The organism is Bradyrhizobium sp. HKCCYLRH2047 (genome assembly GCF_051168175.1).
Classification (GTDB): Bacteria; Pseudomonadota; Alphaproteobacteria; order Rhizobiales; family Xanthobacteraceae; genus Bradyrhizobium.
In genome coordinates this window covers 19,177-27,778 of record NZ_JBNPUM010000025.1, presented here as the reverse complement: position 1 = coordinate 27,778, position 8,602 = coordinate 19,177, and the positions used below count along the sequence as shown (strand labels likewise).

Annotated in this window: 9 protein-coding genes and 1 pseudogene; all 10 read left to right on the top strand. The window is 63.6% G+C overall.

Annotated features, from left to right (window positions below; genetic code table 11):
* A pseudogene (gene nifH / locus ACQR1D_RS31730) lies at positions 1 to 117 on the top strand (nitrogenase reductase); the annotation flags it as partial.
* A gap of 73 nt (positions 118 to 190) precedes the next feature.
* A complete protein-coding gene (nifD, locus tag ACQR1D_RS31725) occupies positions 191 to 1,693 on the top strand; it encodes a nitrogenase molybdenum-iron protein alpha chain (protein ID WP_315803696.1) in 1,503 nt (500 codons plus the stop codon).
* A gap of 83 nt (positions 1,694 to 1,776) precedes the next feature.
* Complete coding sequence (nifK, locus tag ACQR1D_RS31720) at positions 1,777 to 3,336, top strand: nitrogenase molybdenum-iron protein subunit beta (protein WP_316179933.1); 1,560 nt, start codon at positions 1,777 to 1,779, stop codon at positions 3,334 to 3,336.
* 134 nt (positions 3,337 to 3,470) lie between these two features.
* Positions 3,471 to 5,144 carry a nitrogenase iron-molybdenum cofactor biosynthesis protein NifE gene (gene nifE / locus ACQR1D_RS31715; RefSeq protein ID WP_434837719.1) on the top strand — a complete coding sequence of 558 codons (1,674 nt, stop codon included), beginning with the start codon at positions 3,471 to 3,473 and terminating at the stop codon, positions 5,142 to 5,144.
* Positions 5,145 to 5,152: 8 nt separating this feature from the next.
* Positions 5,153 to 6,550 carry a nitrogenase iron-molybdenum cofactor biosynthesis protein NifN gene (gene nifN / locus ACQR1D_RS31710; protein ID WP_434837720.1) on the top strand — a complete coding sequence of 466 codons (1,398 nt, stop codon included), beginning with the start codon at positions 5,153 to 5,155 and terminating at the stop codon, positions 6,548 to 6,550.
* 25 nt (positions 6,551 to 6,575) lie between these two features.
* On the top strand, positions 6,576 to 6,971 hold the full coding sequence (gene nifX, locus ACQR1D_RS31705) for a nitrogen fixation protein NifX (RefSeq protein WP_315803692.1): 396 nt from the start codon (positions 6,576 to 6,578) through the stop codon (positions 6,969 to 6,971).
* 10 nt (positions 6,972 to 6,981) lie between these two features.
* Positions 6,982 to 7,452 carry a NifX-associated nitrogen fixation protein gene (locus tag ACQR1D_RS31700; protein WP_316179939.1) on the top strand — a complete coding sequence of 157 codons (471 nt, stop codon included), beginning with the start codon at positions 6,982 to 6,984 and terminating at the stop codon, positions 7,450 to 7,452.
* Positions 7,453 to 7,468: 16 nt separating this feature from the next.
* The gene (locus tag ACQR1D_RS31695; protein ID WP_006609662.1) at positions 7,469 to 7,669 is read left to right on the top strand and encodes a CCE_0567 family metalloprotein; all 201 of its coding nucleotides are present in this window, start codon (positions 7,469 to 7,471) and stop codon (positions 7,667 to 7,669) included.
* Between the two features lie 22 nt (positions 7,670 to 7,691).
* Positions 7,692 to 7,979, top strand: coding sequence for a ferredoxin III, nif-specific (fdxB, locus tag ACQR1D_RS31690; RefSeq protein ID WP_008960273.1), 288 nt, complete (start codon positions 7,692 to 7,694; stop codon positions 7,977 to 7,979).
* A gap of 19 nt (positions 7,980 to 7,998) precedes the next feature.
* A complete protein-coding gene (gene hspQ / locus ACQR1D_RS31685; protein WP_315803690.1) occupies positions 7,999 to 8,325 on the top strand; it encodes a heat shock protein HspQ in 327 nt (108 codons plus the stop codon).
* Positions 8,326 to 8,602 lie beyond the last annotated feature (277 nt).

Genomic DNA, 8,602 nt, shown 5'->3' with positions numbered 1-8,602 from the left:
CCGACGCCGATCACGATGGACGAGCTCGAGGACATGCTGATGGAGCACGGCATCATGAAGGCCGTGGACGAGAGCCAGATCGGCAAGTCCGCCGCCGAGCTCGCCGCAACGGCGTAACCGCCACCGGTGCTCCGGCCCTTCGTCTCCAAGGGCCGGAGCACCTCCGCAACCGATCATCGAGGAAAGCCAGATGAGCGTCATCGAGAAACAAAGCGTTGCCGAGATCAAGGCGCGCAACAAGGAACTGATCGCCGAGGTCCTGAAGGTTTATCCGGAAAAGACCGCCAAGCGCCGTGCCAAGCATCTCAACGTGCATGAGAACGGCAAGTCGGATTGCGGCGTCAAGTCGAACATCAAGTCGATCCCCGGCGTCATGACCATCCGCGGTTGCGCCTACGCCGGCTCGAAGGGCGTGGTGTGGGGACCTATCAAGGACATGATCCACATCAGCCACGGTCCGGTCGGCTGCGGCCAGTACTCCTGGGCGGCGCGCCGCAACTACTACATCGGCACGACCGGCATCGACACCTTCGTGACGATGCAGTTCACCTCCGACTTCCAGGAGAAGGACATCGTCTTCGGCGGCGACAAGAAGCTCGCCAAGATCATGGACGAGATCCAGGAGCTGTTCCCGCTGAACAACGGCATCACCGTGCAGTCGGAATGCCCGATCGGCCTGATCGGCGACGACATCGAGGCGGTCTCCAAGGTCAAGTCGAAAGAGTATGACGGCAAGACCATCGTCCCCGTGCGCTGCGAAGGCTTCCGCGGTGTGTCTCAGTCCCTGGGTCACCATATCGCCAACGACGCCATCCGGGACTGGGTGTTCGACAAGCTCCCGGCCGATGCCGCGCCGCGCTTCGAGCCGTCGGCCTACGACGTCGCGATCATCGGCGACTACAACATCGGCGGCGACGCCTGGTCGTCCCGCATCCTGCTCGAGGAGATGGGTCTGCGCGTGATCGCCCAGTGGTCGGGCGACGGCTCGCTGGCGGAGCTCGAGGCGACGCCGAAGGCGAAGCTCAACGTGCTGCACTGCTACCGCTCGATGAACTACATCTCGCGCCACATGGAAGAGAAGTACGGTATTCCGTGGTGCGAATACAACTTCTTCGGACCGAGCAAGATCGCCGAATCGCTGCGCAAGATCGCAAGCTATTTCGACGACAAGATCAAGGAGGGTGCCGAGCGTGTCATCGCCAAGTACCAGCCCCTGATGGACGCCGTCATCGCCAAGTACCGGCCGCGCCTCGAAGGCAAGACCGTGATGCTGTTCGTCGGCGGCCTGCGTCCGCGCCACGTGATCGGCGCCTACGAGGACCTCGGCATGGAGGTCGTCGGTACCGGCTATGAGTTCGGCCACAACGACGACTATCAGCGCACCGCCCAGCACTACGTCAAGGACGGCACGCTGATCTACGACGACGTGACCGGATACGAGTTCGAGAAGTTCGTCGAGAAGGTCCAGCCGGACCTGGTCGGCTCGGGCATCAAGGAAAAGTACGTGTTCCAGAAAATGGGCGTGCCGTTCCGCCAGATGCACTCCTGGGACTACTCGGGTCCGTACCATGGCTATGACGGCTTCGCGATCTTCGCCCGCGACATGGACATGGCCATCAACTCGCCGGTCTGGAAGATGGCCAAGGCACCCTGGAAGCAGGCGCCCAAGCCGTTGCTCCAGGCGGCCGAGTAACCACCACCACCCACGGCCTGGCTCTCCTTCGGCGGAGAGCCAGCGCTCCCTGATCGACACAGGAACATAAAGAGGGTTTTCCCATGACGCAGTCTGCCGAACATGTGCTCGATCACTTCGAGCTTTTCCGTGGTCCCGAATACCAGCAGATGCTGGCCAACAAGAAGAAGATGTTCGAGAATCCGCGCGACCCCGCCGAGGTCGAGCGCATCCGCGAATGGGCCAAGACGCCCGAATATCGCGAGAAGAATTTCGCCCGTGAGGCGCTGACCGTCAATCCGGCCAAGGCCTGCCAGCCGCTCGGCGCGGTGTTCGTTGCTGTCGGCTTCGAAAAGACGCTGCCGTTCGTGCACGGCTCGCAGGGCTGCGTGGCCTATTATCGCAGCCATCTGTCGCGCCACTTCAAGGAGCCGAGCTCCTGCGTGTCGTCGTCGATGACCGAGGACGCGGCTGTGTTCGGCGGGCTGAACAACATGATCGACGGTCTCGCCAACGCCTACAACATGTACAAGCCGTCGATGATCGCTGTCTCCACCACCTGCATGGCGGAAGTCATCGGCGACGACCTCAACGCCTTCATCAAGACCTCCAAGGAGAAGGGTTCGGTTCCGGCCGAATTCGACGTGCCTTTCGCCCATACGCCTGCCTTTGTCGGCAGCCATGTCACCGGCTACGACAACGCGATGAAGGGCATTCTCGAGCACTTCTGGGACGGCAAGGCCGGCACCGCGCCGAAGCTGGAGCGCGTTCCCAACGAGAAGATCAATTTCATCGGCGGTTTCGATGGCTACACCGTTGGCAACATCAAGGAAGTGAAGCACATCTTCGAGGCGATGGGGATCGAGTATACGATCCTCGGCGACAATTCGAACGTGTTCGACACGCCGACCGACGGCGAGTTCCGTATGTACGACGGCGGCACGACCCTGGAGGACGCGGCCAACGCCGTTCACGCCAAGGCGACGATCTCGATGCAGCACTTCTGCACCGAGAAGACCCTGCCGTTCATCAAGAACCACGGCCAGGAGGTCGTCTCCTTCAACCATCCGGTCGGTGTGACCGGCACCGACGCCTTCGTGATGGCGCTGTCGCGCATCAGCGGCAAGGAGATCCCGGAATCTCTCGCTCTCGAGCGTGGGCGCCTGGTCGACGCGATCGCCGACTCCAGCGCGCACATCCACGGCAAGAAGTTCGCGATCTACGGCGATCCGGACCTATGCCTCGGCTTGGCCGCATTCCTGCTCGAGCTCGGCGCCGAGCCGACCCATGTGCTCGCCACCAACGGCAACAAGGACTGGGCCGAGAAGGTCCAGGCGGTGTTCGATAGCTCGCCGTTCGGCAAGAACTGCCACGTGTATCCCGGCAAGGATCTCTGGCACATGCGCTCGCTGCTGTTCACCGAGCCGGTCGATTTCCTGATCGGCAACACCTACGGCAAGTATCTGGAGCGCGACACCGGCACGCCGCTGATCCGCATCGGCTTCCCGATCTTCGATCGCCACCACAAGCACCGCTATCCGGTGTGGGGCTATCAGGGCGGCCTGAACGTGCTGGTCACGATCCTCGACAAGATCTTCGACGAGATCGACCGCAACACCAACGTGCCGGCCAAGTCGGACTACAGCTTCGACATCATCCGCTAAGTGACGGCGCGCGGCGGTCCCTCAAGGGCCGCCGCGCTTCGATCTGGACGACAAGGCTCATGGGGACGGCCGCAGAGGCCGGAGCCTCCTCGTCTCACCAAGACGCGCAGAAGGTCCGCCAACAGGAGAAGCCGATGAGCTCGCTGTCTGCCACGATCCAGAACGTCTTCAACGAGCCGGGTTGCGGCAAGAACGCCAACAAGTCCGAGGCCGAGCGCAAGAAGGGCTGCACCAAGCAGCTGCAGCCGGGCGGCGCGGCCGGTGGTTGCGCCTTCGACGGCGCCAAGGTCGCCCTGCAGCCGCTGACGGACGTCGCGCATCTCGTGCACGGGCCGATCGCCTGCGAGGGGAATTCCTGGGACAATCGCGGTGCGGCCTCGTCGGGCGCGCAGATCTGGCGCACCGGCTTCACCACCGACATCAACGAGACCGACGTCGTGTTCGGCGGCGAGAAGCGCCTGTACAAGGCGATCAAGGAGATCATCGAGAAGTACGATCCGCCGGCGGTCTTCGTCTACCAGACCTGCGTGCCCGCCATGACCGGCGACGACATCAACGCGGTCTGCAAGGCAGCCTCCGCCAAGTTCGGCAAGCCGTGCATTCCCGTCAATGCACCGGGCTTTGTGGGCCCGAAGAACCTCGGCAACAAGCTTGCCGGCGAGGCGCTGCTCGACCACGTCATCGGCACCGTCGAGCCGGAGGTGACCACCCCCTACGACCTCAACATCATCGGCGAATACAATCTCTCCGGCGAGCTCTGGCAGGTGAAGCCGCTGTTCGACGAGCTCGGCATCCGTATCTCCGCCTGCATCTCCGGCGACGGCCGCTACAAGGACGTCGCGTCGTCACACCGCGCTCGCGCAGCGATGATGGTGTGCTCCAAGGCGATGATCAACGTCGCCCGCAAGATGGAGGAGCGCTACGGCATCCCGTTCTTCGAGGGCTCGTTCTACGGCATCCAGGACTCATCGGACTCGCTGCGCGAGATCGCGCGTCTCCTGGTCGAGCGCGGCGCGCCAGCCGATCTCTTGGACCGCACCGAGGCGGTGATCGCCCGCGAGGAGGCCAAGGCCTGGGCAGCGATCGAGCCGTTCAAGCAACGGCTCACCGGCAAGAAGGTGCTCCTGATCACCGGCGGCGTGAAATCGTGGTCGGTGGTGGCGGCGCTGCAGGAGGCCGGCATGGAGCTGGTCGGCACCTCCGTGAAGAAGTCCACCAAGGAGGACAAGGAGCGCATCAAGGAGCTGATGGGCCAGGACGCGCACATGATCGACGATATGGCGCCGCGCGAGATGTACAAGATGCTCAAGGACGCCAAGGCCGACATCATGCTGTCGGGTGGCAAGTCGCAATTCGTGGCACTGAAGGCGGCGATGCCCTGGCTCGACATCAACCAGGAGCGCTCGCACGCCTATATGGGCTATATCGGCATGGTGAAGCTGGTCGCCGAGATCGACAAGGCGATCTACAACCCGATGTGGGAGCAACTGCGCAAGCGGGCGCCCTGGGAGACGGCCAGCAACAATTGGCAGGCCAGGGCGATCGCTCAGGCCAATGCCGAAGCTGCCGCGCTCGCGGCCGATCCAGTCGCAGCTGAAGCCGCGCGGCGTGCCAAGAAGATCTGCCACTGCAAGACGGTCGACCTCGGCACCATCGAGGATGCGATCAAGGCGCATGGCCTCACCGACGTCGCCGGTGTGCGCACGCACACCAACGCCTCTGGCGGCTGCGGCGCCTGTGCCGGTCGGGTCGAGGACATCCTGGCGGCGCAGAAGGCGCCGGCCGAGCTGCTGCAGGCGGCGGAGTAGGAGCGCTCATGGCCAAGGTCATCATCGGAAAGAAGGCCTGCGCGGTCAATCCGCTGAAGATGAGCCAGCCGATCGGCGGCTCGTTCGCCTTCCTCGGCCTGCGCGGCGCGATGCCGCTGTTGCACGGCTCGCAGGGCTGCACCTCGTTCGGCCTGACCTTGTTCGTGCGCCACTTCAAGGAAGCGGTGCCGATGCAGACGACCGCGATGAGCGAGGTCGCCACCGTGCTCGGCGGCTACGAGAATGTCGAGCAGGCGATCCTCAACATCCACAAGCGACAAAAGCCGGAGATCATCGGCATCTGTTCCACCGGGGTCACGGAGACCAAGGGCGACGACGTCGACGGCTACATCAGGCTGATCCGCGAGAAGCATCCGGAGCTGGCGAACTATCCGCTGGTCTATGTCTCCACGCCGGATTTCAAGGACGCGTTCCAGGATGGCTGGGACAAGACCGTCGCCAAGATGGTCGAGGTGCTCGTCGACAAGCCGACGTCGACAAGGCGCGATCCAGCGCGGGTCAACGTGCTGCCGGGCTGTCATCTGACGCCGGGGGACATCGAGGAACTGCGTACCATCATCGAGGATTTCGGGCTGGAGCCGTCGTTCCTGCCGGATATCGGCGGCTCGCTCGACGGTCATATCCCCGACGAGTTCACACCGACGACGATCGGTGGCATCGGGCTGGAGGAGATCGCGGTCATGGGCAGCGCGTCCTGGACGATCGCGATCGGGGCGCAGATGAAGCGCGCGGCGGAGGCGATGCAGGCCAGGACCGGCGTTCCATACCGGTTGTTCGAACGTCTCTGCGGGCTGCTGCCGAACGACGAGTTCATGACGTTCCTGAGCGAGATCTCGGGACGCCCGGTGCCAGCGAAGTATCGCCGGCAGCGTGGCCAGCTCGCCGACGCGATGCTGGACGCGCATTTCCACATCGGCGGCCGCAGGCTCGCGATCGGCGCCGAGCCGGACCTGCTGTTCGACGTCGCCAGCATGCTGCACGACATGGGGGCCGAGATCTCGGTCGCCATCACCACGACGCAGTCGCCGGTGCTCGAGCGGATGCCGTGCGAGGAGGTGCTGATCGGTGATCTCGAGGATCTCGAAAACCTCGCGAAGGACCGCGACTGTGGCCTGATGATGACCCATTCGCACGGCCGCCAGGCCGCCGCGCGGCTGAAGATTCCGTTCTATCGGATCGGCTTCCCGATGTTCGACCGGCTCGGGGCAGGGCATCTGCTGACGGTCGGCTATCGCGGCACCCGTGATCTGATCTTCGCACTCGCCAATCTCATCATCGCCGATCGCGAGGACAACCATCAGCCGACGCCCGATACCTGGCTCGATCCCTGGAAGGATACGCCGCCGGTGTCGCTGGACTCCGCCGTCGTGGCGCCGCTGCATTGACGCTTCAGGAGAAAGGACCGACGACATGAAAGTCGCATTCGCTACCCAGGATCTGAAACGCGTCGATGCCCATTTCGGCTGGGCCAAGAACATCGCGATCTACGATCTCGATCCCGAGGGCTACCGTTTCGTCGAGAGCGTCGAGTTCGACGGCGATCTCAAGGAGGACGGCAACGAGGACAAGCTGGCGCCGAAGATCGAGGCGATCAAGGATTGCGCCATCCTCTATGTCGCCGCGATCGGAGGCTCCGGCGCAGCGCGCGTCGTCGCCAACAACATCCATCCGATGAAGGTCAATCAGCCCGAGGAGATCACCGATCTCCTGGGCAAGCTGCAGACCGTGCTGAAGGGGACGCCGCCGCCGTGGCTGCGCAAGGCGCTGGCGAAGGGCCAGGAACGCGCGCTCGATTTCGAGGAATGAGGAAACCACCATGTCCGATACCGCGGTAGCCGTCGAAACCGTCCCCGCCGAGCAGCGGCCCTTTGTCAAGGAGCTGATCAAGGTCTGGCGTGCCCAGGACACCCATGGGGCTTGGGAGGGCAAGAAGGATGTCGATCTGCTCGAGCCCTACATCCTGGACAAGGAGAAGCGGCGCGCTTTGCCGATCATCGGCGATCCCGATCCGGAGACGATCTGGCGGCTCGAGCTGTTCTTCAACGCGGTCGCGCTGTCGATCGAGAAGGCCACCGGCGTGATGATCTCGCCGATGCTGAAGATGAGTCACGAGGGCTTCGGCCGCATGGTGCTGATCGGCGGCCGGCTGATCGTGGTCAACAAGCAGCTGCGCGACGTACACCGCTTCGGCTTCGACAATCTCGGCAAGCTGGCCGACGAGGGCGACAAGTTCGTCAAGGCCGGCGTCGAGATGATCGAAAAGTTCAAGGATGTCGCGAATTACTGAACTGTGAGGATGAGAGATGAGCGACCTGGACACCCTGAAGGCCGAGATCAAGAAGCTGTCGGCGCGCGCTATGGATGCCAAGATGAACCTGCATGATCTGTCGGAGGAGCTGCCCATCAACTGGGACCAGATCCTGCCGACGGCGCAGAAGGCGCACGAGGCGTTCGCCGAGCTGGAGAAGAAGCGGGCCGAGCTGAAGAAGCTCGAGGCCGCGTGAGCCTGTACAAGGACCCGTCACCATGTCCAATTCAACCCGTGACGGCCGCGACTGGCGGCCGGACTACCTAGTCGCGATCGATGCGGCCAAGTGCATCGGCTGCGGGCGCTGCTACAAGGTCTGCGGCCGCGAGGTCATGACCCTGAAGGGCATCAACGACGAGGGCGAGTTCGTCGAGCTCGACGACGACGAGGATGACGAGGTCGAGAAGAAGATCATGGTCATGCACGACACCGGCGCCTGCATCGGCTGCGGCGCCTGCGCCCGGGTCTGCCCGACCAACTGCCAGACCCATTCGCCGGCGGCCTGAGACTGTCGAGCGTGCCGTCATGCTGCGGATGGAAGCAAAGTTCACAATCGGCCAGGTGACCCGGCATCGCGTCTACGACCTGCGCGGTGTCGTGTTCGACGTCGATCTGTCGTTCTCCGAGGAGGAGGGCTGGCGGGCGATCACGATGGATACGCGGCTCGATCGGGAGCAGCCGTTCTACTATCTGCTCGCCGAATGCGGCGACAGCAGCTACATCGCTTATGTGCCCGAACAGAACCTGGTCGCCGACGTCTCGGGCGAGCCGGTCAAGCATCCGGACATCGGCGAGCTGTTCGACGTCGATGACGGCGGCGGCTATCACTACCGTGGCCGGATTTTTCAGTAGCAGGGACGGACGCGCGCCACAGCGTCATTGCGAGTCGCCGCAGGCGACGAAGTAATCCAGAGTCCTCGCGCCGCCCTAGATCGCGTCGCTGCGCTCGCGATGACGGGCATTGGTCCGTAGGGTGGGCAAAGGCGCCTGGGCGGTCTCTCAATAGGGGATTCGGTCTCACGCGCCGTGCCCGCCGTCCATCTGCGCATCCGGAACGATAATGGTGGGCACACCATCGGACGCCGATTCGCGTCGCCCGACGGCTTTGCCACCCTACGAGTCTTTCCTG